At 55.4% G+C, this 1,062-nt stretch carries 1 protein-coding gene; it reads right to left on the bottom strand.

What is annotated here, in order from left to right; all coding sequences use genetic code 11:
* Positions 1 to 1,019: DNA-binding domain-containing protein (locus G451_RS0120470; protein WP_034643301.1), on the bottom strand; the 1,019-nt coding region annotated here is incomplete at its 3' end.
* Between the last annotated feature and the right edge of the window lie 43 nt (positions 1,020 to 1,062).

Raw genomic sequence — 1,062 nt, 5'->3', positions numbered from 1 at the left:
TACCGCCCCAGACGCAGGCATGCAGCCCGAAACGCGGCCGAAATCGCAACCGAATCTTCCGTCGGCATAATCTGCCAACCCACCGGCAAATTGCTTGCCCAATCATAAAAGAGAATGAGCTTGAGCCGAGCCGGCCGCCCGGTCACGGGATGAAGCACTTCAAAGTTGAGATCATGGCCATCAGCCACCAAACATTGCCCGACGCGCAAAGCCGCATGATCTCGCGAAATATACGAAAGGACCTGATCTTTAAGCGCCTTTTCTCCATCACGTGCCAACACCACCACGTCACGATTGGTTTTCTCGTATCGTTTGGCAAAGCGATAAAACGAGTGATACCCCGGCACCGTTTCGTGCCCCCGATCTTTCAAAATGGCGCAGGTTGCCCGGTAGGCCAGCCGATAACTCGGCCGATTTGGATGGAGCCAACACCGTAAAAACACTTCTTCGGCCTCATAGCCGATTTGCCCCAATTCCGGCGCTTTCCCTTCCGTCCACACACCGTTCCGATCACAAAGAATGAGATAGTTATCATCGTGATTTTTAAGTTTTTTATCCCAGGCATAAAGCGTTGCCACGGCAACCGCGCCGAGTCGGGCATGAATATGAGGCAGGATTTGCCCGGCATTGAAGGCAAAAAGAAATCCTTCCGTGGCCTTGCCTTTCTGCCCCCATCCCGCATCGATCACATGTGCCCGCCACGCATGCACCACGGCATATCGATCCAATCCCGCCTGATGATACTGCTCAGGCGGCACCGCCCCGGCGGCAATCCCCACCCCGGAAGGCACCGCAACAGCCCCGTGCCCGGATTCCGCCAACGCCCCGGCCGCCACGACAGCCAAAACCCGGCGCACGTCAGCCGGCAAGTTCTCAGGCGAAAACATCTTGCCCCCGCCTCGACCGGATCGTTTGGAAAACGGCCAATCTTCACGGTTGGAACGACGATTTATAGTCGTCAAATTCACGCCCAACGCATCGGCAATCTGTTTTGCGGTATACTGTTGCGGTGTCTGCATAGTCATATCCAACGGGTTGTAATATGATTGTGTCTTCGCTATG

It is taken from the genome of Desulfovibrio inopinatus DSM 10711 (assembly GCF_000429305.1).
In the GTDB taxonomy this organism is placed as follows: domain Bacteria; phylum Desulfobacterota; class Desulfovibrionia; order Desulfovibrionales; family Desulfovibrionaceae; genus Alteridesulfovibrio; species Alteridesulfovibrio inopinatus.
Note: the sequence above shows the minus strand (reverse complement) of the source record. Positions and strands in the feature narration are given on the sequence as shown.